This window comes from Paenibacillus contaminans (assembly GCF_003285015.1).
GTDB classification, from domain to species: domain Bacteria; phylum Bacillota; class Bacilli; order Paenibacillales; family NBRC-103111; genus Paenibacillus_V; species Paenibacillus_V contaminans.
Genome location: NZ_QMFB01000003.1, coordinates 139,108 through 165,197, shown reverse-complemented (window position 1 = coordinate 165,197; position 26,090 = coordinate 139,108). Strand labels below are relative to the sequence as shown.

Genomic DNA, 26,090 nt, shown 5'->3' with positions numbered 1-26,090 from the left:
CTTGGGAGGCTGTATGGTATGAAAGTCGCGCTCGAACCTTCTGTCAAACCGACGAAGAAGAAGAGCAAGAGGGTTTACAGGAAGACATTGTTCTCCCTATATTTGCTGCTGGCACCTGTATTCGTGCTGACCTTTATTTTTAAATATATTCCCATTTACGGCATCATTATCGCCTTTGAAGATTACTCGCCCTTTAAAGGATTTTTCAACAGTCCCTGGGTCGGTTTGAAGCATGTGAAATACTTTTTGAGCGACGAGTCTTTTTGGACCGTTATGAATAACACGCTGATCTTGAACTTCTACGATATGATATTCGGCTTTTCGGCCCCGATTCTTTTCGCCATTCTGGCAAACGAAATCATGAACAAATCGTTCAAACGGGTTGCACAGACGATTTCCTATTTGCCGCATTTTCTGTCATGGGTTGTCGTATCCGGAATTTTCTATCAGATGCTTTCTCCGACAACCGGATTAGTAAATGAAATGATCGGGTGGTTCGGGGGCACGGAAATTTTTTTTATGACGGAAAAGGAATATTTTCGGGGCATTCTCGTTTCTGCAGGGATATGGAAGGAAATCGGCTGGTCGGCGATTCTGTATTTTGCCGTTATCGCCGGCATCGACTCCAGCTTATATGAAGCTGCGAGTATCGACGGCGCGAGCCGTTTGCGCCAAATTTGGCATATTACGCTGCCGGGTATGGTGCCGATGATCGTACTGCTGCTGCTTCTTCGTTTGGGAAGTATGTTTGACGTCGGCTTCGAACGGGTATTTACGATGCAAAACTCGCTCGTGCTTGACGAATCGGATGTTATTAGCACGTACATCTATCGGTTAGGTCTCGAAAGAGCCCAGTACAGCTTGACGACGGCCATCGGCTTCGTGCAAAGCATGTTAGGTTTTTTGATGCTGGTTACGGCTAACTGGCTGTCGAAGAAAACGACGGGGATGGGACTTTACTAGGAAGCGGGAGGAACGGCGATGATACACAGGTCAACGTCGAGAAAAATATTCGAAATTGTAAACTACTTGCTTTTTATACTTTTCTGCATTTCGATTATTTTTCCTTTTATTAATGCGATCGCCATATCGCTCAGCAGCTATGACGCACTCGAACAGGGGAAAGTAGGTTTGTGGCCCAAACAATTTACGCTGGAATCTTATAAAAACCTGGCTCTGAGCAAGCAATTTTTGCGCACGTTACTGAACACCGTTTTTTTGACTGTCGTCAACACGGCGCTCGTTATCGTTCTATCGCTGGCGGCAGGCTACGCCATGTCTCATAAACATTTGCTCGGACGCGGATACCTGTTCATCTATTTGATCATTCCGATGTATTTTAGCGGCGGTTTGATTCCGACTTATTTACTGATCAATGGGCTGGGCATGAACAACACCTATTGGGCGCTTATTTTGCCTGCGGTCGTCAACATTTTTTACATTATCGTGTTCCGCAACCAGATCAACCAGCTGCCCCGGGAGCTTATGGAATCGGCCGAGATCGACGGCGCCGGCGAAGCGCGTATTTTATTCCATATTATCGTCCCGCTTGTGCTGCCTATGGCTATGGCATTCGTTGTATTCAGCGCGGTTTCTTATTGGAACGAATGGTTCGGGGTGCTGATCTACATTCGCGATCGTTCGATGTGGACGCTTCAGTTCCAAGTGCGGGACATTTTAATTAACTCGGCGCTTGTCGATTCCACCACGCAGAAGGCGCTAGCCGGCCAGGAGCCGAAAGTGCACCCGGAAAATTTGAAAATGGCTGCGCTTTTACTGACGATTTTGCCGATTATTGCCGTTTACCCGTTCGTCCAAAAATATTTCATTCACGGTCAGCTGGTCGGCGCAGTGAAGGGATAGAAGCGGCGGATACGTGCGGAAAGGAGGCGATTCGCAAACTGCAGCATTCAGATCGGATGATTGCCGTCAAAGCATGGAAAACGCTCAGTTAGTTCCTGGTGCGTAACATGAAAGGAGAAGAGGCATCGATGAAAAAGAAGCTGATCAGCCAACTTTTGATAGTCGTGCTAATCTGCTATTCGCTCGTTTTCCCGGCCGGGTCCGCCAAAGTGCAGGCGGCTGCCGAGCTTCTGCCAAACGGAGATTTCGAGGAGATTGCGAGCGGCAAGCCTGCACAATGGGTGCAGGGAGCATCAGGTACCGTTACGTCCAATTCCAATAGCGCCTATGTGCATAACGGCGCGTACAGCGTCAAGCTGGAGGATCAAAGCGGTATCACCTCGACGGATCTGGAGAGCGTCCATATTCCGGTTACGCCGGGCATGACGTATCGGGCGAGCGCTTATGCCTACGATACGGCGGGGACGTCGCAATTTTATTTGCAGTTCTTTAACGGTTCGGGTGAACGCATAGGCGTACAATATGCAAGCAATCCGTCGCAAAACCAGTGGAATAAGCTCGAAGTCGTTCTGGAGGCGCCGGCCGGCACCGAGTATGCGACCGTTTTGCTATACTTGCATATGGCGAATATCGGGACTTCTTATTTTGACAGCGCTTCATTGCAGGCTGTTCCGTTGGAGGAGGCCGCCAATTTCGGCTTTGAGATAATATCCGGCGGAAAACCGGTTCATTGGAGCGATTTTGAAGGGAATGCGCTTCATGAATCCGTCACGGACATCGTTTATTCCGGTACGTACAGCGTTAAGCTGAATGATCCCTCCAATATTCATGCTACCGGTCTTCGCAGCGTTCCTTTGCCGGTCACGCCCGGGGAAACGTATCGCGCCACTGTCATGAACTATAATGTGTCCGGGGTTTCGCAGCTTTACCTCGAATATTGGAACAGCTCCGATGTGCGCATTGACGTGGTTGTCGGCACGAATTCGGCATCGGGCGGTTGGGAGAAGCTTGTCCTGAACCGGGCGGCGCCTCTCGATGCGGCGTATGCGACGGTTCTGGTGTATTTGAACGGCCCTAATATCGGAAGCGCTTATTTTGACGAAGTCGCGTTTGAGCCGGCTTTGAACGAGACGATTCGCGAGTTTCCGCTGGTCGTGAACAGCCATCCGCGGTTATTTTTCACGGGCAGCGATATTCCGGCCCTACGTGCAAAAGCGAACGATGACGTCAATAAGGCTTTCGGTCTGACGGGCAAACAAATATGGTCGTCGCTCGAAAGCAAAGCGCGGACTTTTTTGGAGGAAACGGACTTTACGATCTTGTATTACGACGATTTTAGCGTAACCTTCCCGCTGCCGCCGGAGCAGCCCGGTCCGATTCAGAATCCCCCGGGTTTCGAAACGATCGGTTACCCGTATTGGACGGCGATGAGCAAAGCGATCGAGGAGCGGCTGGAAACGCTTAGTTTGGCTTATGTGATTACGCAGGAGCAGGATTTTGCCGATCTGGCCAAGGAGTACCTGCTCGCCATGACTGCTTGGAATTCCTGGACGGACGTCGGCTCCCAGTGCGACGGCATAACTTGTCTCGATACGGCGCATATCACGCTGGGCGTCAGTACGGCTTATGATATTTTGTACGATTCGTTAACTGCGGCCGAGCGTACCCAAGTGGAAACCGCGCTTGAAAATAAGGGGTTAATTCCGCTTTATACCGATTCGACCAGCAGGGCGGACAACAATATTGAAGCTTTGCGCGCTATAGCGCTCGGTGTGGGGGCGACGGCCGTTCTCGGCAAGCTGCTGAATGCCAACAAATTTTTGACCAGAGCGACGAACTATTACACGTGGTATATGGATTCTCGCATGACTTCCGGCAATCAGGAAGGATTAATGTATTCGGCTTATACCATCGATAATATGATGAAAGCGATCGACAGCATTTCACGGGCGACAGGACTTTCGGAATTCATCAATCATCCGTATTTGAACGATTTTATCGTCCGTTGGCTGACTTATTTTCTGGCGCCGGGAGGCAACGACTGGGCGAAATTTTCCGATTCCGAATACGGCTACAATTCCGTTCCGGCGCTGAGCGTTATCAACAATAGGCTGCAGGATGGCCACGCCGGCTGGTATTTGGATAAGACGAGGCTGGAAACCGATATGTTTCAGCGCTTCCTGTATTTCAATTCGGAGCCGGCCATCACGGAGCCCGAAGATATGCCCGCTTCCGCAGTGCTCGATGAAATCGGGTGGGCGGCGCTTCGTTCAGGCTGGGATAAGGACGATACGCTGTTCGCATTCGTCAGCAACAATTCGCGGCTCGGTCACAATCACTACGATCAGAACAGCTTCCAGATCGGACTAAACCGTTCGTGGATTGCGACAGACCCAGGTTATCAGGATTACACGCCTGGACCTGTGAATGCATTTACCGTAAGAATGGGACATAGCACGATTCTTGTCGACGGCCAAGGGCAATCGGAATTAGGCGGAGGCAGCCTGACGAAGGGAATGCTGTCACCGACCTACGATTATATTAAAGGTTCGGCGGCGGGCGCTTATGGAAGTCCCAAGCTGGACAAATTCGACCGACATGTCGTTTATATGAAGCCCGGTTATTTCGTCATGTTCGACGATTTGAAAGCGGATATGCCGCGAACATTCGATTGGGTGTTGTACAGCGGCGATTTGTCCGAAATAGCCGTGGACGGCCAGAGCGTGCCTTTTGGCCAAACCGCGCAAGGGAACAATCTGTTTTTGAGCAACGGCCGAGCGGCTTTAACGGCAAAATTCCTGAGCTCCGGTACACTTCCGATTACGACTCAGCTTTATGCCGGCGCGGAAAGCTACGGCTATCACACGAAAGTTTCGAGCGGAACGGCGGCGGCGGATTACCGATACTTGACCGTACTGAAGACCGCGCCTATTAACTTGCAAGGGCAGTACCGCGCAGCGGACCTGCTGCCGCCGGCCGATACATCCGGCAAGCTCGTTAAACTCGTGAATGCTGCGAACACGGAGCTTGTGTTTTACCGTGCGGAAGCAGTCGGCGATTACATGACGTTAGCCTTTGATGTCGAGCAGGCGGGAACGTATTCGCTTGATACGTTGTTCATTCAATCGCCGTTGTACGGCAAAGTGCAGGCCTATTTGGACGGACAATCGATTGGCGGCGTGTACGACGGCTACGACGAAGACGTGAAGGCGGCGGAAGCCTTCCATCATGGCGATGTAACGCTCCAGGCGGGAACGCATACGATCCGTTATGAAATCGCCGGCAAAAATGCCGCTTCCGGCAATTATTTTATGGGCATCGACGCTGTCAAGCTGACGCCTGCCGGTTCCGGCGGCGCTCCCGAGCCGCAAATCGCTAAAGAAATAAGCGCCGAGCGGGTGCAGGCTTCAGGCGTTGTCGGGGCGAAAGTAGAACGGGAAGATGACGATTCCACGATAGATTACGTGTTGTTCAAGACAGGAAACTCCGCTTATTTAGTCGAGGATATTCAAAGCGATGCCGAGCAGTCTGTCGTTAGCCGCAATGGAAGCGGTCATGTTACCGGGTATAAAATGAGCGGCGGCAAGAGCCTTCAAAACGGCGGCGATGTGCTGCTGCAAGGTGCTGAGACGTTTCATGCCGCTTTCGATTTCATGACGGATACGGAGGATTGGAAAGGTACGGTAGAGCTTAAACAAGCGCAATCCGTTCAACTGTACGTTCCTTTCGCCGGTCAAGTCAGACTGGACGGGAATGCGCTTGGCGGAAGCGAATTTAGCTACGATGCGGTTAATCATATTTTAACGTTGAGTCTTACAGCCGGCGTTCATGAAATTATCGTATCCGAGTAAGCGCTAAACGAGACAGGAGCCGGCTCGATAGTTCTTTCCGGGCAAAATGAAAAAGTGACGGCTAACCTGCGCCGTCACTTTTTGCTGCTTCGCCTTCCTTATTTATCCCGATTTCTAAGCATCGTACTGCGGAAATCGCTCGGTGTAGCTCCCTTTACGCTTTGAAAAACGCGGGTAAACGTACGAACCGATTCGAAGCCGGACTGGGCGGCAATGTCGATGATCGACATTTGGGTCGAGGTCAGCAGATTGGCCGCAGATTCAATACGCAGCTGATGCAAATAATCGAGAAAGGTGATGCCCATGTGCTGTTTGAATAAACGGCTAATATATGAAACGCTTACATTGAAATGGCGAGACAACTCTTCAAGCGAAACGCTATCCCTGTAATGGGCGTGCAAATATTGCAGGACCCGCCAGATCGGCTGCTTCGAGGCAATCGTTGCAGGATGTGCCTCGGAAGTCTGCAAATTGCTGGCAGCGCGGATGAACCGCAGCATCCCTTCCAATAACATCGCGCAGATGATGCTGTCACGGCCGGGGCTGAGAGACGGGCTGCTTTCCAACATCAGCTTCTGGAAGATGTCGTAAAGCCATTTGGCCTCATCCGGCGAGAGCTCGACAGAAGAAGGAAGCCGGGACCCTATTTGATAAAGCGGCTCGCACCAGTCGGAAGCGTAGGCCGTGTTCAACAAAATGTTGATATCGAAGGTGCAGCAATATTTTAAAATGCGTCGGCCGCTATCGCTGCGAATGCAATGCATTTGATTAGGCAGCATGAAGGAGGCGACACCCGGCCGGAGCCGATGCGTTTTGCCGTTTACGGTCTCTGTCCCGCTTCCTTCGATAACCAGCGAAAACTCCACGTGATCATGAAAATGCAGAGGGGTCGAATCGAGCTCATACATCCCGACATACAAGGGAAGCGGGCCCTGCTTCGGGTTTTCCATGGATAAATCCATATGCTCGGGGATGAGAGTCATGGAATAAGCCTCCAATCAAGTAGTGGCTGTAAGAATCCCATTAAATATGTCATTTTACAACTTCAGTTTATCATATCGGACATGCATGATGGAGGAAATAATCGCGAATCGAGCGGGCTAAATGATGTCTCATAAATAAGAGGATTCATATACGTGAAAAAATATTCGTTTTTTCAATATTTTTAGTGTGACAAATATTCTATATAGTATATAATCGAGGTGAATACGAAGAAGTGAAAACGAAGCAGGGGGTTCCTGCAAAATATTGGCTGGGCGAGGTGCTGCCATGACGGATTTTTATGCGAAGCTTGGCGTGAAGACGGTCATTAACGCGGCCGATTCGTATACGATGATCGGCGGCTCGCGTATGCCGGCCGAGGTCGTAGAGGCGATGGCTCAAGCGAGCCGGCATTTCGTGCCGCTAGACGAGCTTCAGCTTCGCGTAAGCGCTCGCATTGCCGAGCTGACACGAAATGAAGCCGCTGTCGTGACGAACGGAGCGGCGGCAGGTTTGGCGGTAGCGACCGCGGCGTGCATGACCGGAACGGACGAGTCGCTTGTACGAAGCTTGCCGTTCCCGGGCTGCCTGAAGAACGAGGTCGTCATTCACCGATGTCAGCGAAACGGCTTCGATATGGCGATTACGCAAACAGGCGCCAAGCTTGTCGAAATCGGCGACGTCGAATCGACGTTCGCCTGGCAGCTGGAATCGGCGATCGGCGAGCGGACGGCATGCGTGATGTATTTCACGTCGACGCAATACAGCCGCGGCGCTTTGCCGCTGGAGGAAGTCATCCGCATCGCGGATGCGCGCGGCGTCCCGGTCGTCGTCGATGCGGCTGCACAGCTCCCGCCTGTTGACAATCTGTGGCGCCTCACGCAGGCAGGCGCAAGCCTCGTCATTTTCTCCGGCGGCAAAACGCTTTGCGGTCCGCAAAGCTCCGGTTTCATCGTCGGCCGGGAGGCGCTTATTGCGGCGTGCCGGCTTCATGTCGGCGCCCGAATCTCGATCGGGCGGCCGATGAAGGTCGGCAAGGAGGAAATGACCGGACTGCTGGCTGCCGTCGAGCGATATGTCGGCCTTGATCATGCTGCGGTGAAGAACCGCCATGAGGCGCTTGTAAGCTCGATCTGCAGCGGCTTGCAGTCGGCGGGCTACGACGCGGAACGGGCCTACCCGGGGCCGACCGGGCAAGACTATCCGCTCGTCAAGGTCGATTTGAGCCGCACGCGGTTCAGTCCCGAGAAGCTTGCGACTATTTTGCGTTCGGGGGATCCGAGCATCCTCGTTGCGCTGCCGTGGGATAAGCGATATGTCGTGATCAATCCGTTGCATTTGCGCGAAGACGAGGCGGCGATAGTGGTTAGCCGAATGCAGGAAATACTCGCAAGCGAAGCGTAGTGGCGAAAGCGAAAAATGCAGCTGCATCAGTCGATTCGTGAACGACATCGAAAGCTTGTGTTCGACCGCTGCATGTTCATCTGTTTGACCTGATCAGATCCTGCTGAACGATAATCGGAAGGGAGCATTTATCCTATGAAAAAAAGAGTAGCTGCCATTATTTCGGAGTATTGGGACATTTCGCACGCAGACGTTATTATTACGAAAATGCTGGAAGGATTCGGGCTGGACGGCCGCCAGTACAGCTCGACGCTCGATATCGTTTCGATGTATCTCGATCATTTCCCTGAAACCGACATGAGCCGCGACTTGTCTGCCAAGCACGGATTCCCGATATACGGTTCGATTCGCGAAGCGCTGCTGGAAGGCGGAGATACTTTTGCGCTGGACGGAATCATTCTGATCGGCGAACACGGCGTTTACCCGTTCAACGAAATCGGACAGGAGCTTTATCCGCGCCGCATCTTTTTCGAGGAATGCCTGAATGTGATGCTCGAATTCGACCGGATCGTTCCCGTATATACGGATAAAGGGTTTGCCGTCGTGCAAGAGGACATCGAATGGATGTACGAGCAAATCAAAAAGCATAATATCCCGTTCATGTCCAGCTCGGTCGTGCCTTTTGGCCGGAAGCAGCCGGTCGAGCGGCCGTTCCCGAATGGGGCGCCGCTGCACAAAATGTTCGGTTTTTCGTACGGCTCGCTGGAACGCTATGTGTACCATACGCTGGAAATGCTCCAATCGGTAGCCGAACAGCGCGCTTGCGGAGAAAGCGGCATTCGCTCGGTCCGCGTCTACAAGAACGAGGAAGCGATTACGCGCCTGTTCTCTGAAGACTGGGGATACATGTACCGCGCATGCGGCCTCTTCGTTAATCTTTGCAATGTAGAAACGTTCCCGTACGAGCTGAAGGAACCGGTGTTTATCGAGCTCGAGTATGTCGACGGCTTGCAATCCGGCATTCTTTACTGCGATTGGGCCAATAACAAAGAAATGCAAACGTTCGCTTCTTGCTACCAGGTACTGGAGAATGAGGAACCGATCTGCGTGGAGTTTTTCCTGCAAGGCGGAAAGCCGTACAGCCATTTCGGCAGGCTTAATCTCGAGATCGAAAAATTCATTCACACCGGCCGTCCGCCGTTTCCTGTCGAGCGCTCGCTGCTAACAACCGGAGGACTCGATGCGTTCATGCGTGCCTACCACAGCGGCGAGACGATTGAAACGCCGCATTTGCACGTGCGGTATTAAGCGGGAGCGGCGATATCCATAGTCATTAGGATTGGAATATTTTACTGGCAAGAAGGAGAGCCTATTCGTCGAGCTGTTTGCTCGCGGGCAGGCTCTTTTTTTACGTATCTCTCCGCTGTTTGTTCGATTTCCCGGTAAACGCGGCGGTCCTTTAACACATGCTTACGAAGTCGATTTCTTCGAAAGCGTAGACGGCGAAACCTATTATCTTTGCTGAACGCTAACCGGCGAGGAAAGATTTTTGCAACAAAAAAGGAACAAGCCTCGTCTAACTATTTGTAAGCGGCAATAAACAATACATCACGACAAGACATGAAAGGAAGGATTGCAATGAACAGCGGAATGAAAAAAAGCTTGGCGGTATTGGTAGCGACGATGACGATGACGAGCGGAGCGGCTTACGCTTCGACGGACAGTCCGCCGGCTAAGGATGGGTACGTGCAAACGACGGCCGCATCCGTCAAACAGAAGATGGAGATTAAGGTAAACGGCGTTCCGATTGCGGAGAGCGGCTATCAGAACGGGGACGAGAAGGAAATGATGCTTCCGCTCCGCGCCGTTACGGAAGCGCTCGGCTTTACGCTTACTTGGAAGCAAGAGGATTTGTCCGTCGAGCTGAACAAAGGCAATTTGTTTACAACGGTCAAAACCGGCGTAGACCGGTATGCTGTCAATAAAATGGAGAAATCGCTCGGCATCGCCCCGGTTTTGCTGGACAATAAAATGTATGTGCCCGTTTCCTTCATCGGAGAAGTGCTGCACGGTACGATTTTGACCGCAGGCAATTCGGTATCGATCACAATGTCGGAGCAGGTAAAAACGATGACGACCAAAGGTGTCGTTACTTCGGTTTACAGCTCGGACAAATTTAGCTCCGTACATATTAACGGCATCAATACGGACGGTCTTGTTCTTAATGTAGGCAAGGATACCGTCATCGAGACGGCCGACGGCAAGAAGCTGAAGTTGTCGGATTTGAAGCCGGGGATGGCTGTCCAAGCCGAGCATTCGCTGGCCATGACGATGAGCCTGCCGCCGCAAACGCCGACCTATAAAATTACGGTATTGGACGGCACGGATCAGAAAGAGCTGATCGGCACAGCCGGAGCAATCGAAGACGTTCGCACCGGAACGAACGGAGAAATCAGCCTTGTCATTAAAGGCGAAGGTTTAACCGAGACGTCGCCGGACGAAGTTGTGCTGCGCCTTGCAGACACCACTCTGATCACGCATGAGAACGGCGAGCCGGCAGATAAAAGCAAGCTCGTTAAAGGCGCGAAAGTGATCGGCTTTTATAATACTATGCTGACGAAGAGCCTGCCTCCGATCGGAACGGCATGGAAGATCGTCCTCGAAGACGTACCTGCCGAATAAAGTGGAATGAAGCCGCAAGCCCCCGCTATGCCTAAACGCAGAGCGGGGGCTTCGTCCGTTTGTTGTGTTTTCAGACAAACGGGGAAGGGGGCCGCACAACAAGAGAAATTACAAATTGGTGAACAGTGGCCGTCTCTCTATGATTCGCAGCGAATCTCGTTATAATAGAAATAGTTACGTATGACTATATAGCGAGGAGACAGCAGGCATGTTGAAATCGAGCGTAGGTTGGTTTCGCGGTATTGCATTTATTGAAGGTATATCTTTTTTGGTGCTTCTGTTTATCGCAATGCCTCTTAAATATTGGGCCGATATGCCTGTTTATGTCCAATTAGTCGGCATGGCGCACGGCGTTTTGTTCACGCTGTATATCGCGGCGCTCCTTGTCGTGTGGATAACGCGGCGCTGGTCTTTACTGAAAGTGCTGGTTGCGTTCGTAGCGGCATTTATCCCGTTTGCATCTTTCGTCCTGGAAGTAAGATTGCGCAGAGAGCAGTAGAGCTTCTCTGCTAAGCCGCATGGCCACTAACTAACGCGCGGAGTTTTCAGGTCACCAGCCGAATGAGGGCAATTACCTCGTTCGGCTTTTCTTTTTGCATACCGAACCCTCAGTTTGGAAGCCGCTTCAGGCATGAGGCATCACCGCTTTAAAAGAAGCCGTCAGACAATTGCTCTAGCTTTGGAATAAAGAATGTGAGTTTTACTAGAAAAAATGTAAATATATGTGTAAAAATGCCGTTTTCTAAGCTGAAATTAAGCTTTGCTTTTTATAATTTTATTAAATATTTGTAAATTGGTTGGATTGGAGGATGAAAAACAAATATGCTGAGTAGAAAAGCGATACAAGGCCGGTTGTCCGCTTTGCTCTCGAATAGCCGGCCCAGAACGTATTTGGCAGCATTCGGGATTTTGAGCGCAGCAGCGTTCGCTCTTGCAGTCGGCGTAGAGTTCATACAAAGAGGCTCGTTCACGAATGTGTTCAACTGGGCTTCGGCAAACCCGTCGTCTTTTTATTTGAATGTCATCTTGGATTTCTTTATTCTGCTCCTGATCTATTGTCTGCTGGGTTCCCTGATGATCAGCGTTTCCGTGGCCTCCTTGCTGCTGCTTGTCGCATCGCTGGTCAGTTATTATAAGATCAAGCTGATCGGCGAACCGTTTATGCCGTGGGACATCCTCCTCAAAAAAGAGGGGATGAACATCATACCGCTCGTCGCGCAAACGTCGGCTTACATGCGGCTTGGCGCAGTCGTTCTGGTCTCGTTAGCTTGTCTTGCCGCACGGCTCATTTTACCGAAGCTTTCGCTGCCGCTTTCGCATAGGGCGCTGATTGGATTATTCGCTTGTTTTATGCTGTTCTCGCTTTCCTATAAGCCGGCGTTGACCGGGAACCTGCAAGCGCGTATGGGTATTCAGGATATCAACTGGAACCAATCGCAAAATTACGAGCTGAACGGGGTTACGCTTGCATTCGCCATGAACGTCAAAAATGCGATCGTGCCGAAGCCGGAAGGCTATAGCCAAACCCGCATGGAAGAAATCGCGGCCGATTTGATCGCCAAGCCGGAAGTCGAAGCTTTGGCGGCAGTGACTTCTTATCCGAGCGGAGAGAAGCCGAACGTCATTTTCGTCATGAACGAGTCGTTCTGGGATCCTACTTTATTGCCCGGAGTCACGTTCAGCGAAGATCCATTGCCGACCGTACACGCGCTTCAGAAAACCGCCACGGCAGGTTACATGTTGTCGCCACAGTTCGGAGGAGGCACCAGCAATGTGGAATTCGAGGTGCTGACGGGAAACTCCATGAGCAATCTGCCTTCCGGCTCGATGCCGTACCAGCAATATATAAGCCGGCCGACGCCGAGCCTCGCGGGTTTTTTCGGTACGCAAGGCTATAAGAGCATGGCGATCCATTCCTATGAAGGATGGTTCTGGAACCGGAATACCGTGTACAAACAGCTCGGGTTCCAAAGCTTTATGAGCAAAGAGTTTTTCACGAGTCCGGAATACAAAGGCGGTTTTATTGCGGATGACGAGGTTTCTCGCGCGATCATCAGTCAGGTGCAGCAATCGGAGCAGCCGATGTTCATTTATGCCGTAACGATGCAAAACCACGGTCCTTACGAGACGTGGCGCTATAGCGGAAAGCCGATTAAAGTAGAGGGTAACTTGACGGATGCGGCCCGCGATGAATTGGAGACGTATGTCCAAGGCGCCCGCGACGCGGATGCGAGTCTGAAGATGCTGATCGATCACTATTCGGCTTCGGAGGAGCCGACGATGATCGTCTTTTACGGGGATCATCTGCCGATGCTTGGCTATGATTATGACGTATACCGGCAAGCGGGCTTCGTCAGCTCAGGGAATTCCGCGGAGTGGTCGCTTGAAGAAACCAAAAAGATGCACAGCACGCCGCTGGTCGTCTGGTCAAACTTCGGGCAGGAAAAGAAAAACGTTCCTCTTATAAGCAGCTCGTTCCTCGGCTCTTACGTTCTAAACGAGCTGAAGATGGAGATGCCGCCTATTTTCGCATTCGATTATCAGCTGTACGGGAAATTGCCCGGGCTGCTCAAAGGTTTGGTCGTGGATGCCGATCAGCAGCTGTCCGCTTCCCCGCCGGATTCCTTGCTGCAGGATCTGCAGCATTATCAGGAGCTGCAGTACGATACGCTGTTCGGCAAGCAATATGTCCAGCAGCTTACGGGGCTCGATTTGATCGCGGCGTACCCGCTCTCGGACTTCAACAGCGAGTTCACGGACGTTCGGATCGAGACTGTGGAAATGTACGAAGCCGATTCCGAACAGCTTGTGCTGAAAATCAAAGGCAAAAACTTTTTCGACGGCGTTTACGCGATCGTAAACGGAGTACAGCTTGCGCCGTCGAACATAAGCTCTGACACTTTGGAAATTCAAGTGCCCTTGGAGTTGACGAACAAGAAGTCCAGCTTGACCTTCCAGGTTCGTCAAATCAATACGAAAAATATACCGCTTTCGGAGTCCAACGTGCTCGAAATTCCGCTTGACGAGTTGACGGGACCGTCTTCGGAGGAACGATATTAGATGATTACGAAGCCTCGGGTTCGGTAATGACCGCGAGGCTTTTTCAAATTGTTCGATTTCCCGGTAAACGCGCCGGTCCTTTTGCGTATGATTACGAAGTCGTTTTCTTCATAAGCGTTTAGAACGGCGAAGCCGGTTAACCTTGAATCCCGGCAGCATGCATATTCGCAGCATCTTGATCGATTTCTCGTAACCGAGTCTCGTTCATGGCCGACATCGGAATGTGGCTGGCTTCTCCACTTGTATTCATAATAAATTTTTGCAACAATAGGAAGCAGTCGGAACAAGCGTTAAACAGAACAGGACAGTATCGAAATGAGGATAAAGCATGAATAAGGAATCCATCTACGGATTGACTTTTGAACAACTGACGGATTGGCTAATGGAACGCGGCCATAAAAAATTTCGCGCCTCCCAAGTGTGGGATTGGCTTTATCGAAAACGGGTAACGGCATTCTCGGAGATGATCGACGTTAATCCGGAGTGCGTGCAAGTATTGACGGATCATTTTGATATGGAGACGTTAAACGAGCATTTGAAGCAGGAATCCGCGGACGGGACGATCAAGTTTTTGTTCAGGCTGCATGACGGCAATCTGATTGAAACCGTTCTGATGAGACATAAATACGGTTTATCGGTTTGCGTCACGACGCAAGTAGGCTGCAACATCGGGTGCAGCTTCTGCGCGAGCGGTCTCTTGGCCAAGAGCCGCGATTTGTCCGCAAGCGAGATCGTGGAACAGATCATGAAGGTCCAGTTTCATTTGGACGGGGCGGGGAAAGAGGAACGCGTCAGTCACATTGTGGTGATGGGGATCGGCGAGCCTTTCGATAATTATGCGAATATGGCGAACTTTATACGGGTTGTAAAGGATCATAAAGGGCTTGCCATCGGCGCCAGGCATATTACCGTATCGACAAGCGGTCTCGCCAGCAAAATCGTCGATTTCGCCGATTCGGATCTCCAGGTAAATCTGGCGATTTCCTTGCATGCGCCGAACGACGAGCTGAGGACGCGCATCATGAAAATAAACAAGGCGATTCCGATCGCCAAACTGATGCAGGCCATCGATTATTATCTGGAACGGACGAACCGGAGAATTACGATCGAATATATTTTGCTGAAGGATGTAAACGACCGCAGGGAACATGCGCTGGAGCTTATCGAACTGCTCGGCGAACGGCGGCAGCTCGCAACCGTCAATTTGATCCCGTACAATCCGGTGGATGAACACAGCCAATATCAGAGAAGCGAGAAGGAGTCCGTTCTGGCCTTTTACGATACCCTCAAAAAGCATGGCTTCAACTGCAGCGTTCGCCTCGAGCATGGAACCGATATCGATGCCGCCTGCGGTCAGTTAAGAAGCAAGCAAATCAAAAAAGATGACGCCGGCCGCAGCAGTCTCGCACTCGGATAAAAAAATGGAAGAAGAAGCGCATCCCTTTACAGGGGGTGCGTTTTTTCTTTGGTTCTCACCGGCCAATATTATCTGTTTACAGAAGGGAATGTACTTTCTATAATGGGGTTGTCGATGTAAAATATTGGGAGGTGATTTCATGAATGATCGTGATAACGTGAATATTCGGGAAGTCTTGCAGGTTCGGAGTACATATATCGAAACTATCCGTCTCATCGGTTTTCTGGGGAAGAGATTGGAAGATCAGAACGAATTATTTCCTATGCTGAAGTCCAGAATGCACGAGATTCCCGAAAAACTTAGCGATAAGCCTTGCTTAACGATACTTCCTGCCGGTTTGGCCCCATTCGTAGGAGTTGAGGTTACGGAGAACGATGATGTTCCCGAAGGGATGACCAGCTGCACCATTCCGGCAGACGAATATATGGTTTTCAGGTTCGAAACGAAGCATATCGGAAGCTTCTGGGAACGTATTTGCAGCGAGGAAAATCAAGCGTATTACGGTATCGATCTGGCTAAGCCGAGATTTGAAATGTTTACTTCCGAGCTCGAAGCCGAAGGTGTAGTGGAATGGTATATTCCGCGGCGGGAGGATCGGAAATCTGTCTGACACCGAATTTTGCCTTTGGCAATAATCGTCGACGGCAAAATCGTGCATAAAATTTTTATAAAAACCGGGTTTCAATCGGCAGCGGCTGGAAAACAGCTATCGGGCTTAGCTCCTGCAAAGGTGTTTCATGCTGTGCTTTAGGCTGACGGAACGCTTTATGTTCGATGGATAAGCAATGAAAGACCGCATCCGGCGTGAGATTTATGCTGCGATTTTGACAACGGCGGGTGCATATCGACTTAGGGATGATACTTAATTATTGGAAATAGTCTTCCTGCCTATACCAATTTATTTTCCAGAAAAGTATAAAAAATATGTAAAATTGCGGGATTTTATGCAGGTTATGCGTTCGTGTTTCGCACCGCTTTTCCAGTGAATCTTGCAAAACTGTAAGAAAATGAGGGTTTTCGTATCGGGTAAACTTATGATAGTCTTACAGGAGCCGAAACTTCCTAGGAAGTGCGGGGGACGATATATTATGAACGCAAAATGTCCGGAGGTCAATCTTTTTTTTCAAGCCGGCCGTCTATCGTTCGTTTGGGGTGAATCTCGCAGCCGCGAGTAGGGACTAACCTTTGGTCCGAACCCGACAACTAACCTCGTAGGCAATAGACACCAAAGGAGACTCTCATGACGTTTAATCCTGTAAAGAAGACGCTGGTTGGGCTTGCAATCAGCCTGTCCATCGCCGCGTTTGCCATACCTGCTCATGCTATGGAAGTAGATGAGACGTATAACGTAGAGGAAAACGACACATTCTGGAGCGTTTCACAAAAGCTCCACATCCCGCTGCAAGATCTTTTGGCAGCCAATGAATCCATCGATCCGATGAATGTGTATAAAGGATTGGTATTCAAGCTTCCGCCAATGCTGGAAAAAACGGTTTTTGCTTATAAGGCGGAATCCGATAAAGAGATCGCAATGGAAGCGGCGCCGACACTTGCTGCAACTCCGGCACCTGCAGCGGCAGCGCCGGCAGCAGCGCCTGTGGAAGCGACGCCTGCAGCAACACCCGTGAAGGCGAAAGCGACGCCGAAGGCGACCGCCAAGCCTGCCCAGGCAACAACGAAGCCGGTTGCTGCAGTTGCAGCTGCAGCTGCAGCGGGTACGATTCAAACCGCAAACGGCAGCGAGACAGCCTACAGTAAAATGATTCCCGTCGTCGCTACGGCATATTCGGATGCGCCGGAAGAGAACGGCGGCTGGGGCGCCGTCGATTATTTCGGCAATCCGCTGAAGGTCGGAACGATCGCCGTCGATCCTAAAGTAATTCCAATGGGATCGAAGGTTTATGTTACCGGTATTTCGTATAACGGCTTGCCTTCCGGTATGATTGCAACGGCGACCGATCAAGGCGGCGCCATTAAAGGCAGCCGTATCGACATCTTTATTCCGAGATCGATGGGCGATGTTTCAAAATTCGGCATGCAAAATGTTAAAGTATACGTCTTGAAATAATCGTATCGTTATGGATTCTCCCTGAGACAAGCCGGCACCGTTCATATGACGGTGCCGGCTTGCTTTCTTTTTACACAAAGGAAGGTTGACATCAAAGAGCGATTGGCGTTATGATTAAATAGTAAAAATTACGTTTAAACACTTTGTTATTATTTAGCGTTAATCATGAAAGCAAGCTGCGGCCGATTTTGGGAACGATGCGATGCTTAAGTGAACGATGATTTGTTTTTGGGTTTTAATCGTAATAATTACATAAAAGGAGAGATGGACATGCAAGCAGCAAGAATACCCGTAACGGTCCTAAGCGGCTATTTGGGTGCCGGAAAGACGACGATCCTCAATCATGTGCTTAACAATAGGAACGGATTACGGGTTGCCGTAATCGTCAACGATCTTAGCGAGATCAATATCGATGCGGAGCTGATTAAGGACGGCGGCGGACTCTCGCGTACGAACGAAAAGCTTGTGGAAATGTCGAACGGCTGCATCTGCTGCACATTGCGCGACGATTTATTGAAGGAAGTCGAGAGGCTGGCGCTCGAAAACCGTTTCGATTACATCCTGATCGAATCTACCGGCGTAGGGGAGCCGGTTCCCGTAGCACAAACGTTTACTTATATCGACCAAGAGCATGGCATCGATTTATCGAAGTACTGCAGACTGGATTGCATGGTAACCGTAGTAGACGCGTACCGGTTTTGGCATGACTTTTCATCCGGCGATACGCTGCTGGAGCGAAGCCAAGCGGTGGGCGAAGGCGATACGCGCGAGGTTGTCGATCTTCTCATCGATCAAATCGAGTTTTGCGATGTGCTGGTCATCAATAAATGCGATATGGTTGACGAAGAACAGCTAACGGAGCTGGAGGGGGTACTCGGCAAACTTCAGCCTAGGGCGAAACGCATCCGGGCGGGCAACGGAATCGTGGATCCGGAGGCCATTTTGAATACGGGGCTGTTTAGCTTCGAGGAAGCAAGCGTGTCGGCGGGATGGATAAAAGAAATGGAGAAGCCGGTGCATGTGCCCGAAACGGAGGAATACGGGATTTCCTCTTTCGTGTACGAGCGGGTAAAGCCCTTCCATCCCGGCAGGCTGATGAGCTGGATGGAGAAATGGCCGCCTGAAATCGTACGCGCCAAAGGGATTGTATGGCTTTCGACGCGCAACCGTCTCGCACAAAACATAAGTCAGGCAGGTCCTTCGATCCAGTTCGGTCCTGCCGGCTATTGGGTAGCGGCGCTGCCCGAGCAAGAACGGTTGCCGATACTTGGGGAAGAGCCCGAGCTTGCCAAGAAATGGGATCCGTTATACGGGGATCGCGTGAACAAGGTCGTTTTCATCGGGATCGGAATGGATCGCGAGCATATGATATCGGAGCTGGATAGCTGTTTGTTGACGGAAGAGGAGATGAAGCAGGATTGGAACTCGTTTCCCGATTCGTTTCCGAACCTGCCCAAAGAGCAGTGGGAGACGGCGAAGCATTAGATAGTCGAACAGGGAGGTGATCGAACATGAGAGTGACCGTTACGCTTGCTTGTACGGAAACGGGCGACCGCAATTACACGACGACGAAGAACAAAAAAACGCAGCCGGGACGTATGGAACTTCGCAAATATTGTCCGCGGTTAAAACGGTATACGCTGCATCGTGAAACTAGATAAAGGCATATGGCTAATCGGAAGGGTTATTCGGGAATTGGAGCTGCTCTCTAATCCCGGGTAACCCTTTTCGCTTTACCATAACGGTTATAGGAAAACAATGATTTTGAAGAAAAAAACGCTTCGATACGTTATACTATTGGAATGATCAAAGATGCGTCTTGAACCTGCGCCGGCGACGTTCGAACACCGAATGTAAATACCCAAATGCGAGATAAGAGCCGGCGCGCTGGAGCGACGGAAGGAAAAAAGAGACGGGCGACGAAGCCTATATAGAAATTGCATCGATTGGACAGTCATAGGGGGTCGGGCTTAGGAAATGAAACAATTAATCCGAATTGAAGAAGCCGCGCAGCTGCTCGGCGTTTCGGGTGCAACGGTACGGAATTGGCTGAAAGCGGGAAGGCTGTCTGCCCAATATGAAGGAAGATCTCCGCTTCTCGACAAGCAGCTGGTCGCTGATCTTAGATCGGAGCTGTTTGCGGCGAATTCGCAAAGACTTAAACAACGAAGAAATAAAGCTGCGGCGGAAGGTAGACTGATACCGGCCGAGTACGTGAAGGCTATCGGGCTGGTAGAGCTCGCCAGAGCGGTTCTGCAGCTGGTTGGGGATTCTGCCGAGCCCATCCGTTCCGAGGCCGTACTGGTGGAAATCGCGCTGAGGCTTCTTGCAGACAGGGGCCATATCGCAGTCAAAGAGACGGACATGCGTGCCGGAGGTATGCTGGAAGCGGTACACGCTGGGAAAATAAAGCTTGGCGTTTATACCGAAGCTGTTACCGACTTATTCGATTTTCACAAGAACGGTCCAAGTGCGGCGGAGCAGTCCGTTATGCGCAGATTGTTGAAGTACCCGGTAAGGTTCATGGAAGGCGAGGATTTGCTCGGACTGTTATATATGTCGCTTTCCAATTTACGGACCCGGAAGCCGCAAGGAAGTTATTATACATCATCTTCTTTGGCGGAAGCTTTAGTGGAGTCAAGTCTGGAATTGCTTCAGGGACAACCTCGTCCGGCTGTAGTCGATCCTTGCTGCGGTTCGGGCAATTTCCTTATTCATATGTATGTAACGTTAAAGAGACGAATGATTCTCGCCGGTACGCCTTCCGATGAAGCGGAGCGGCTGCTGCTCGAGCGCTGCATCGCAGGCTACGATATCGACCCCGTAGCCGTCAGCTTGGCCAAGCTGAACCTTGCTTTGCTCGCCGGAAAAGCGGAAGCGGAGGATACGCTGAAATTCCGCGTCGCCGTGCGGAACTCGCTTGAGCTTGCAGATTCGCCTGCGCACAAGTTCGATCTCGTGATCGGCAATCCGCCTTGGGGTTATAAATTTTCGCAAGCGGAGAGAATCGCAGCCAGGCAGACGTTCCGATCGGCAGGAACGTCGGTGGAATCCTTCGCACTATTTATGGAAAGCGGCGTCAGCATGCTTGAGGAAGGCGGACTGCTTGCTTTTCTGCTACCGGAAGCGGTGCTGCATGTTCATATGCATAAGCCGATTCGCCGTTTGCTGCTGGAGCAGACGAAAATCGAGCGAATCGAGCTGCTGGGTACGCCGTTTAGCCGCGTATACGTGCCTACCGTCACGCTGACGGTTCGCAAAGGCGCCGCTGATGCCTCACATACGATTGCGGTCAAGACGGGCGGAGAAACCTATAAGGTCGATCAGCTTCGATTCTCGGAGAATGAGCAAAGCATTTTTAACGTGCAGGCGAATGACCGCGAGCATGATTTGCTGGAACGGATGCGGACGCTTCCAGGTGCAATGTTTCTGGGCGGCCACGCCGAGTTTGCGCTCGGGATCGTAACGGGCAACAACGGCAAATATGTCATGTCGGACAAGCCGGAGGGCGGAGAGGTCGTATTGAAGGGCAGTCGTCTCTTTAAATACAATTGTTTCCCGGATAACAGCTATCTCGTATTTGCCCCCGATAAATTTCAGCAGGTCGCGCCGGAGCAAACGTATCGCGCCAAAGAAAAGCTGTTGTACCGGTTCGTCAGCGAGCAGCTCGTCTTCGCGTATGATAATACCCAATTGCTGTCGCTGAACAGCGCGAATCTGCTCATTCCCGAGCTGCCCGGTTATTCGGTCAAATATGTAATGGCCGTACTCAATTCGCGGCCGATTCAATACTTTTATTCACATTCGTACCAGTCGGTCAAAGTGCTTCGCGGTTATATCGAATCGCTTCCGATTCCGGCATGCGATCCGGAACTGCAGGAGGAGATCGTCCGCATGACCGATGCGCTCATGCGGCAAAAGCGTCTCCCGGGCAGGCTGGGATTATATGAGAAGATCGATGAGATCATGATGGATTTGTTCGAACTGCTGCCGGAGCATAAAGCGCTTATTCGCGAAAAGCTGCCCGCCGTTAAATTTTTATGCGAAAGATAGGGGCTGTCTCAAAAGTCATTTTTGTCATTTTCCCGTCCCACTTCGAGCACTAAATTAACAGGAAAAGAAGCTTCCATTCCCACTTTATCAGTGGTTTTGGAAGCTTCTTTGTTTACAATTTGGGATTAGTTCATTTCCCGGTAAACGCCCTCGTCTAAGACGGTTAAGCCGTTTATCCTTGTGCGGGGTCCTGGCGCCCGATAAATGTCCAGAAAGCGCCGCCTAGCAAATCAGCCACGTCGCGGCGAATTTCCTCCTCCTCCAGCCGCCAGCCCGAGTCGAATAAATCGCCGTATTTATCGCATAACACTTTTGCAATGATGGAGCGAGAATGATCCCATTTGTAAATGAGCTGATCGAGAATCCGGCAGTCGGAATGCTGCGGAATAACGCTGCCGCCTAACAGCTCAAGACGCATACGCGTAATTTCTTCGATCAGACTCGGGTTGTTCAGAAACCACCAGCACCCGAATACGAGCAAATTCCGGTTTTTGCGTGCGGTTACCGCAAGCTCGTGCTGGTTTTCACGCGAAAGCATCGTAACCAGGAACTTGTTGTCCTGATAACGGCTCACAATGGTTTCGACTGCGCCGATATCGCTCTTGCCAACGCTGTCTCCGGCGGAGCGGAGCGAAGGATTCACTTGCCGTTTGACTCCGATCATCATGGCGAACGGGATGTCGGCTTCGCGGGTAACCGGTATGATGCACTCGTCGATAATACGTCCGCGGGCGGAGTTCTCCGGGTAGGCGAAATCGTTCGGCAGCGAGACGGCCAAGTACAGCGGGTTCATACGGGAAATCCAGGATTGCAGAAATCGGCGGATTTCGTCCATCGTACGTCCCGACATATCGGCTGACACGTCGAAGCCTTGCTCCTTTAAGCGAGGCCAAGTCGCGTCCCATGCATTGAGGAGCGGATCGATTCGCAGCGCAGCTTGAAAGCGCGGATCGTCAAGGCCGTGACCGGCTTCCCAGGTCGGCAATTCGGACGCATCAAAAGGATCGTTCGTCATGACGACCGTTTTGATTTTGGCGGTATCGAGCACCCGGTCGATATAATCGCCTGCGCTGACGCGGCTGAAATATTCGCGGTATTTGCCTAAATCGCGTTCGGATAGATCGAAGCCCAGCCGGTTCAATACGGTAACGACGCCGCGGCAAGCTTCGCTGTACGGCGAATGCTCGATAAACAGCGTCTGCCAGATCAGATCGGCCTGCTCCCGCTTCGTCATGCTCCAGAACGTATCGTAAGTCAAATCCGGCTTATACCGGAACATTTCCGCAATAAGGTAATGATAGGTAAGAAGCTCGTCGACTCCCCAAAGAAGAAGCTCGCCGAAGGACTCGGCAAACAGATGGGTATGAATGTCGGTTACGGGCGTTTCCCGCACCGTTCGCTCGACGAATTCCAGTAACGCTTGCTTTGATTGAAGGCTCATATTGGTGTTTATCCCCGTTTCTTTTCGAAAATGTTAACGTGAACATTTTTGATTATATCATTTTTCTTCTTATAGGCATATACCCAACCTAATCGGCTGCACGTGACATACGCTGAGTTATATGGATAAACGCCCTGCTCATGAGATGCTGCGATCGAAGAGACTTGAACGGAAGGAGCGTATGCGGATGCGGATGGGCGCGGCTGAAGGAATCGTCCTGCTCGTTTTGGTGTTGTTTCTGCTGCTTGTTTTTTTGCTGATGAGCTTGGTCGACCTTATAAAATGACAAAACAGCCTGAATGCATTTTGTGCATCAGGCTGTTTTACGTTCAACGGATGGTTAGAAGCCTTTATATTGCGGTTCTTCCTGTTCAAGCTGTTGTACGCGCGTGCTGACCTGATCGCAAATTGTTTGCGTCGATTGAGCCGCTTGCTCGAACATCTTTTTGGCTTCCTGGTTTTGCGTGTTCAGCGCAAACGATTCAAGGCTAGCTTGCGCGCTTTTTAAGGAAGCCAGGCATGTTTTTACTTGTGATGCTACCGTCATACGATCAACTCCTTTCTTTTGTCCCGAAAACTAATATGTCCATCAATGTAAATTATCATGTATGGCGAAATAACGCGGCGCAGCGATATTTTCTTCTTCGGCTGCTTCTTTTTGCTAACGCTCATAAGCGGGTGACATTTAGCGAATAATTTACATCGACAACCAGTTTTCTTTGTTTATCGAAAGATACCGCAGAAACGGCTGTAAACCTGCGCCAAACGCCGGCGTTAAAGACGCTGTGTAGACGTGTTTTACGAAAAATGTGCGCGATACTGCGCCGAGTTTTCATCATAGCCTGTGGCCCGAAGGGTCATGAACGTTTATCCTTGTGCGTTTTCTTGAAAAACACGCATATAGAAAGGGGTGTGAGAGTGGAAGGTTGGATGGTCATCGCCTTGCGCTCGATCGGCGCCGTCGCCATTTTGTTTACAATGACCCGTATTTTGGGGAAAAAACAAATATCCCAGCTTACGACTTTCGAGTATATTACGGGGATCGCACTCGGGGAATTGGCCGGTTTTTTATCCACGGATATAGAAGCCCACTACATGCACGGCATCGTCGCGATTGCGGTCTGGTTCACGATTCCGTTCGGTCTGGAGCTGCTGACGCTGAAGAGCAAGCGGCTGCGCGAATGGTTTGAAGGCAAGGCGACGGTGGTCGTCAAGGACGGCAAAATTCTTGAGGACAATTTGAAGAAGGAGCGATTTACGGGAGACGAGCTGATGGAATCGCTGCGGACCAAAAACGTTTTTCGCGTTGCCGACGTGGAATTTGCCATGCTGGAAACAAGCGGCGCTTTGAGCGTCCTGCTCAAGAATAACCACCAGCCGTTGACACCCGCCCATCTGGGCATAGACGTGTCGCCGGAGAAAGAGCCGCAAACGGTCATTATCGACGGGAACATCATGGACGAGCCGCTGTCGACGATCGGCTTCAGCCGCGAATGGCTAAGTACCGAGTTGGAGAAAATAGGCGTTACATATGAAAATGTGTTTATCGCGCAAGTCGATGCTTACGGACAGCTTTACGTCGATTTATTCGACGACCAGCTTCAAGTGCCCGCACCTCAGACCAGAGCCTTGTTATTGTCCACCCTCAAAAAATGCGAGGCGGATCTCGAGCTGTTCGGAATGGCCACGGATAATGTGACGGCTAAGCTTATGTATGAGGATTGCGCAACGAGGATGAAGCGAGTCATTGAAACCACTACGCCGCTCTTGAAAAGATAAGACCGCGCTAACGCCACAGTTTCGCCAAAAAGCAAATGGAGGGTATCGGAGATGGCCAACAACAAGAAAAAAAATATGACCCCGACGCAGCAGGAATACCAGGCTCTTGCCAAAGAGAAGGAACCTCCCAGGCCGATTGGCAAAAACTGCTTTCGCGCTTTTCTCGTAGGGGGCTTCATCTGTTTGATCGGACAAGGGCTGATGGAAATGTTCAAGGCCTGGTTCGACTTTAACGACAAAACGGCAGGCAACCCGACGGTCGCCGTGCTTATCCTTATTTCCGTCATCCTGACGACCTTCGGCGTTTATGACAAAATCGCCCAGTGGGCGGGAGCCGGTTCGTCGGTACCGGTCACGGGCTTCGCCAACTCGCTGTGCTCGGCTGCCCTGGAGCATAAGAGCGAAGGGCTTGTTCTAGGCGTAGGCGGCAATATGTTCAAGCTGGCGGGTTCCGTTATCGTATACGGGGTCGTTTCCGCCTTCGTTATCGGCATTTTGCACCTCATATTCGGAACGGGAGGGCAATAATATGCTGCAAGGGCATCAAAGCTGGCGTTTCAAAAATAACCCCGTTATTTTATCCGCTGCGACAATCGTCGGCCCGGATGAGGGGGAAGGGCCCCTTGTGAACGATTTCGATATCGTGCATGGCGACATGAGCCTTGAACAGAAAAGTTGGGAAAAAGCGGAGAAAATGCTGATGGAGGAGGCGGCCAAGCTAGCCGTCAAAAAAGCGGGCATTACGAAGGAGCAGGTTCAGTTTTACGTGGGCGGCGATTTGATGAATCAAATCATCAGCAACAGCTTCGCCGCACGTACGCTTTCGATCCCGTATCTCGGCGTATTCGGGGCATGCTCGACTTCGATGGAAAGCTTGGCGCTCGCATCGCTGATCGTCGATTCCGGCTCGGCCCGTTACGCGATGGCCGGCACCTGCAGCCATAACTGCACGGCCGAGAAGCAGTTCCGCTATCCGACCGAGTACGGCTCGCAGAAGCCGCCTACCGCCCAATATACGGTTACGGGAGCAGGTGCGGCTATCGTTGCTGCCAAGGGGGACGGACCGGTTATCACAAGGGCGACGATCGGGCGCATCGTCGATATGGGGATTAAGGATCCGTTCAATATGGGCGCGGCAATGGCTCCTGCAGCGGTGGATACGATACAAGCCCATTTCCGCGATTTCGGAACGAAGCCGAGCGAGTACGATCTGATCGTTACCGGCGATTTGGCAACGGTCGGCTACAACATCGCGAACGAATTGTTCGATAAACACGGCTTTCCGATAAACCAGACGACGTTCAAGGATTGCGGACTGATGGTATATGACGTGGACAAACAAAGCGTACAGTCAGGGGGCAGCGGCTGCGGCTGTTCGGCTGTCGTCACTTACGGGCATCTGCTGAAGCAGCTGGCCAAAGGCGAATACAATAAAATACTGGTCGTCGCGACCGGCGCGCTGCTCTCCCCGCTGTCGTTCCAGCAAGGAGAAAGCATCCCGTGCATCGCGCATGCGGTTGCCATCGAGAATAAGGGGGCATCAGCATGATT

20 protein-coding genes and 1 riboswitch are annotated in these 26,090 nt (G+C 51.2%); of the genes, 17 read left to right on the top strand and 3 right to left on the bottom strand.

Annotation, left to right across the window (positions count from 1 at the left end):
• The first annotated feature begins 18 nt into the window (after nt 1–18).
• The 3 genes from DQG23_RS07310 to DQG23_RS07300 all read left to right on the top strand — a co-directional run bounded on the left by DQG23_RS07310 (nt 19) and on the right by DQG23_RS07300 (nt 5,714).
• Entirely contained in the window at nt 19–963 is a 945-nt protein-coding gene (locus tag DQG23_RS07310) for an ABC transporter permease (protein ID WP_113030169.1), read from the top strand.
• 18 nt (nt 964–981) lie between these two features.
• Nucleotides 982–1,863, top strand: coding sequence for a carbohydrate ABC transporter permease (locus DQG23_RS07305; protein WP_113030168.1), 882 nt, complete (start codon nt 982–984; stop codon nt 1,861–1,863).
• 128 nt (nt 1,864–1,991) lie between these two features.
• On the top strand, nt 1,992–5,714 hold the full coding sequence (locus tag DQG23_RS07300; RefSeq protein ID WP_158560340.1) for a carbohydrate binding domain-containing protein: 3,723 nt from the start codon (nt 1,992–1,994) through the stop codon (nt 5,712–5,714).
• A 98-nt stretch (nt 5,715–5,812) separates the two neighbouring features.
• Here DQG23_RS07300 and DQG23_RS07295 read toward each other — a convergent pair whose 3' ends face one another.
• Nucleotides 5,813–6,697, bottom strand: coding sequence for an AraC family transcriptional regulator (locus DQG23_RS07295; protein WP_113030166.1), 885 nt, complete (start codon nt 6,695–6,697; stop codon nt 5,813–5,815).
• 286 nt (nt 6,698–6,983) lie between these two features.
• On the opposite strand from DQG23_RS07295, the gene DQG23_RS07290 reads away from it, so the two are divergent.
• The 11 genes from DQG23_RS07290 (at nt 6,984) to DQG23_RS07235 (ending at nt 21,319) form a co-directional block, all read left to right on the top strand.
• Entirely contained in the window at nt 6,984–8,099 is a 1,116-nt protein-coding gene (locus DQG23_RS07290) for an aminotransferase class V-fold PLP-dependent enzyme (RefSeq protein ID WP_113030165.1), read from the top strand.
• 135 nt (nt 8,100–8,234) lie between these two features.
• Nucleotides 8,235–9,347 carry a hypothetical protein gene (locus DQG23_RS07285; protein WP_113030164.1) on the top strand — a complete coding sequence of 371 codons (1,113 nt, stop codon included), beginning with the start codon at nt 8,235–8,237 and terminating at the stop codon, nt 9,345–9,347.
• 330 nt (nt 9,348–9,677) lie between these two features.
• Nucleotides 9,678–10,721 carry a copper amine oxidase N-terminal domain-containing protein gene (locus DQG23_RS07275; RefSeq protein WP_113030162.1) on the top strand — a complete coding sequence of 348 codons (1,044 nt, stop codon included), beginning with the start codon at nt 9,678–9,680 and terminating at the stop codon, nt 10,719–10,721.
• 208 nt (nt 10,722–10,929) lie between these two features.
• On the top strand, nt 10,930–11,220 hold the full coding sequence (locus tag DQG23_RS07270; protein WP_113030161.1) for a DUF3817 domain-containing protein: 291 nt from the start codon (nt 10,930–10,932) through the stop codon (nt 11,218–11,220).
• A gap of 323 nt (nt 11,221–11,543) precedes the next feature.
• Nucleotides 11,544–13,781, top strand: coding sequence for an LTA synthase family protein (locus DQG23_RS07265; protein WP_113030160.1), 2,238 nt, complete (start codon nt 11,544–11,546; stop codon nt 13,779–13,781).
• 328 nt (nt 13,782–14,109) lie between these two features.
• Nucleotides 14,110–15,198 carry a dual-specificity RNA methyltransferase RlmN gene (gene rlmN, locus DQG23_RS07260; protein ID WP_113030159.1) on the top strand — a complete coding sequence of 363 codons (1,089 nt, stop codon included), beginning with the start codon at nt 14,110–14,112 and terminating at the stop codon, nt 15,196–15,198.
• A 139-nt stretch (nt 15,199–15,337) separates the two neighbouring features.
• A complete protein-coding gene (locus DQG23_RS07255) occupies nt 15,338–15,808 on the top strand; it encodes a GyrI-like domain-containing protein (RefSeq protein ID WP_113030158.1) in 471 nt (156 codons plus the stop codon).
• A 430-nt stretch (nt 15,809–16,238) separates the two neighbouring features.
• Nucleotides 16,239–16,431: riboswitch (cyclic di-AMP (ydaO/yuaA leader) on the top strand.
• Nucleotides 16,432–16,438: 7 nt separating this feature from the next.
• Nucleotides 16,439–17,266: a 3D domain-containing protein gene (locus DQG23_RS43395; protein ID WP_272949033.1), complete on the top strand. Its 828-nt coding sequence runs from the start codon at nt 16,439–16,441 to the stop codon at nt 17,264–17,266.
• 270 nt (nt 17,267–17,536) lie between these two features.
• A complete protein-coding gene (locus tag DQG23_RS07245; RefSeq protein ID WP_113030157.1) occupies nt 17,537–18,751 on the top strand; it encodes a GTP-binding protein in 1,215 nt (404 codons plus the stop codon).
• A 26-nt stretch (nt 18,752–18,777) separates the two neighbouring features.
• On the top strand, nt 18,778–18,927 hold the full coding sequence (rpmG, locus tag DQG23_RS07240) for a 50S ribosomal protein L33 (protein WP_113030156.1): 150 nt from the start codon (nt 18,778–18,780) through the stop codon (nt 18,925–18,927).
• Between the two features lie 316 nt (nt 18,928–19,243).
• Nucleotides 19,244–21,319, top strand: a complete 2,076-nt coding sequence (locus DQG23_RS07235) for an N-6 DNA methylase (RefSeq protein WP_113030155.1) — start codon at nt 19,244–19,246, stop codon at nt 21,317–21,319.
• 172 nt (nt 21,320–21,491) lie between these two features.
• Here the strand turns inward: DQG23_RS07235 and DQG23_RS07230 are convergent, their stop codons facing one another.
• Complete coding sequence (locus DQG23_RS07230; RefSeq protein ID WP_113030154.1) at nt 21,492–22,760, bottom strand: glucuronate isomerase; 1,269 nt, start codon at nt 22,758–22,760, stop codon at nt 21,492–21,494.
• 340 nt (nt 22,761–23,100) lie between these two features.
• Entirely contained in the window at nt 23,101–23,307 is a 207-nt protein-coding gene (locus DQG23_RS07225; RefSeq protein ID WP_113030153.1) for a DUF1657 domain-containing protein, read from the bottom strand.
• 371 nt (nt 23,308–23,678) lie between these two features.
• On the opposite strand from DQG23_RS07225, the gene DQG23_RS07220 reads away from it, so the two are divergent.
• The 3 genes from DQG23_RS07220 to spoVAD are packed head-to-tail and all read left to right on the top strand — an operon-like array spanning nt 23,679 to nt 26,088.
• Entirely contained in the window at nt 23,679–24,539 is an 861-nt protein-coding gene (locus tag DQG23_RS07220; protein ID WP_113030152.1) for a DUF421 domain-containing protein, read from the top strand.
• A gap of 51 nt (nt 24,540–24,590) precedes the next feature.
• Nucleotides 24,591–25,067: a stage V sporulation protein AC gene (gene spoVAC, locus DQG23_RS07215; protein ID WP_113030151.1), complete on the top strand. Its 477-nt coding sequence runs from the start codon at nt 24,591–24,593 to the stop codon at nt 25,065–25,067.
• A gap of 1 nt (nt 25,068) precedes the next feature.
• On the top strand, nt 25,069–26,088 hold the full coding sequence (gene spoVAD / locus DQG23_RS07210) for a stage V sporulation protein AD (protein WP_113030150.1): 1,020 nt from the start codon (nt 25,069–25,071) through the stop codon (nt 26,086–26,088).
• The last annotated feature ends 2 nt before the right edge of the window (nt 26,089–26,090 follow it).

What these genes read in the sequence shown, in the direction of transcription:
- DQG23_RS07295 (WP_113030166.1), bottom strand. Translation starts at nt 6,697, where the DNA reads ATGACTCTCATCCCCGAGCATATGGATTTATCCATGGAAAACCCGAAG.
- DQG23_RS07310 (WP_113030169.1), top strand. Translation starts at nt 19, where the DNA reads ATGAAAGTCGCGCTCGAACCTTCTGTCAAACCGACGAAGAAGAAGAGC.
- DQG23_RS07255 (WP_113030158.1), top strand. Translation starts at nt 15,338, where the DNA reads ATGAATGATCGTGATAACGTGAATATTCGGGAAGTCTTGCAGGTTCGG.
- DQG23_RS43395 (WP_272949033.1), top strand. Translation starts at nt 16,439, where the DNA reads ATGACGTTTAATCCTGTAAAGAAGACGCTGGTTGGGCTTGCAATCAGC.
- spoVAD (WP_113030150.1), top strand. Translation starts at nt 25,069, where the DNA reads ATGCTGCAAGGGCATCAAAGCTGGCGTTTCAAAAATAACCCCGTTATT.
- DQG23_RS07285 (WP_113030164.1), top strand. Translation starts at nt 8,235, where the DNA reads ATGAAAAAAAGAGTAGCTGCCATTATTTCGGAGTATTGGGACATTTCG.
- DQG23_RS07225 (WP_113030153.1), bottom strand. Translation starts at nt 23,307, where the DNA reads ATGACGGTAGCATCACAAGTAAAAACATGCCTGGCTTCCTTAAAAAGC.
- DQG23_RS07270 (WP_113030161.1), top strand. Translation starts at nt 10,930, where the DNA reads ATGTTGAAATCGAGCGTAGGTTGGTTTCGCGGTATTGCATTTATTGAA.
- DQG23_RS07235 (WP_113030155.1), top strand. Translation starts at nt 19,244, where the DNA reads ATGAAACAATTAATCCGAATTGAAGAAGCCGCGCAGCTGCTCGGCGTT.
- DQG23_RS07245 (WP_113030157.1), top strand. Translation starts at nt 17,537, where the DNA reads ATGCAAGCAGCAAGAATACCCGTAACGGTCCTAAGCGGCTATTTGGGT.
- DQG23_RS07230 (WP_113030154.1), bottom strand. Translation starts at nt 22,760, where the DNA reads ATGAGCCTTCAATCAAAGCAAGCGTTACTGGAATTCGTCGAGCGAACG.
- spoVAC (WP_113030151.1), top strand. Translation starts at nt 24,591, where the DNA reads ATGGCCAACAACAAGAAAAAAAATATGACCCCGACGCAGCAGGAATAC.
- DQG23_RS07265 (WP_113030160.1), top strand. Translation starts at nt 11,544, where the DNA reads ATGCTGAGTAGAAAAGCGATACAAGGCCGGTTGTCCGCTTTGCTCTCG.
- rlmN (WP_113030159.1), top strand. Translation starts at nt 14,110, where the DNA reads ATGAATAAGGAATCCATCTACGGATTGACTTTTGAACAACTGACGGAT.
- DQG23_RS07305 (WP_113030168.1), top strand. Translation starts at nt 982, where the DNA reads ATGATACACAGGTCAACGTCGAGAAAAATATTCGAAATTGTAAACTAC.
- rpmG (WP_113030156.1), top strand. Translation starts at nt 18,778, where the DNA reads ATGAGAGTGACCGTTACGCTTGCTTGTACGGAAACGGGCGACCGCAAT.
- DQG23_RS07275 (WP_113030162.1), top strand. Translation starts at nt 9,678, where the DNA reads ATGAACAGCGGAATGAAAAAAAGCTTGGCGGTATTGGTAGCGACGATG.
- DQG23_RS07290 (WP_113030165.1), top strand. Translation starts at nt 6,984, where the DNA reads ATGACGGATTTTTATGCGAAGCTTGGCGTGAAGACGGTCATTAACGCG.
- DQG23_RS07300 (WP_158560340.1), top strand. Translation starts at nt 1,992, where the DNA reads ATGAAAAAGAAGCTGATCAGCCAACTTTTGATAGTCGTGCTAATCTGC.